Here is an 865-nt window from a genome sequence, read left to right on the forward strand (position 1 = left end):
GGTGTTCTACCGGCAGATCCAGGTCGGCCAGGTGAAGAGCTTCCAGTTAGGCGATGACCAGAGGACCATCGAGATCAAGGTGCACATCGAGCCGGCCTACGCCGACCTGGTGCGCAAGCACACGCGATTCTGGAACGCCAGCGGCATCTCCATTTCCGGCGGCCTGTCCGGCTTCAAGGTGCACAGCGAGTCGCTGCTGACCCTGGTCGCCGGCGGTATCGCCTTCTCCACCCCGGAGAACCGCACCGACAGCCCGCCGACCGATCCGAGCAAGCCGTTCCGCCTGTACGACGACTACGACGCGGCCCAGGCCGGTCTGCGCGTGAAGCTGAAGATGAACGACGTCAGCGGCATCGATCCGGGCCGCACCCCGGTGATGTTCAACGGCGTGCAGGTCGGCCTGGTCAAGTCGATCGACATGGGCAAGGACTACAGCAGCGCCACTGCCGACCTGGCGATGGATCCGCGGGTCGAGGACATGCTGCTGGAAGGCACCGAGTTCTGGACCGTCAAGCCAAGCATCTCCCTGGCCGGCATCACCGGCCTCGAGGCTCTGGTGAAAGGTAACTATATCGACGTGCGCTTCGCCAAGAGCGGCGCGCCGAGTCGCGAGTTCACCATCCGCCCGAAAGCGCCGCCGCTGAACACCGACGCGCCCGGCCTGCACCTGGTGCTGACCAGCGACAAGCTCGGCTCGATCGATATCGGCGCGCCGATCCTCTACCGCCAGGTCCGCGTCGGCAGCGTGCAGAGCTACCAGCTGTCGCGCGACCGCCAGCGAGTGGTGGTGGGTGTGCACATCGAGCCGGAGTACGCGCACCTGGTGAATACCTCGACGCGCTTCTGGAACTCCAGCGGGATCACC

The 865-nt window shown here is 65.5% G+C and carries 1 protein-coding gene; it reads left to right on the forward strand.

Annotated elements, in window-relative coordinates; genetic code table 11:
• Positions 1-865 (forward strand): MlaD family protein (locus HMPREF1224_RS31950; RefSeq protein WP_031628486.1); only part of this gene is annotated, 865 nt, incomplete at both ends.

Source organism: Pseudomonas sp. P179 (assembly GCF_000478485.2).
Taxonomy (GTDB): domain Bacteria; phylum Pseudomonadota; class Gammaproteobacteria; order Pseudomonadales; family Pseudomonadaceae; genus Pseudomonas; species Pseudomonas aeruginosa.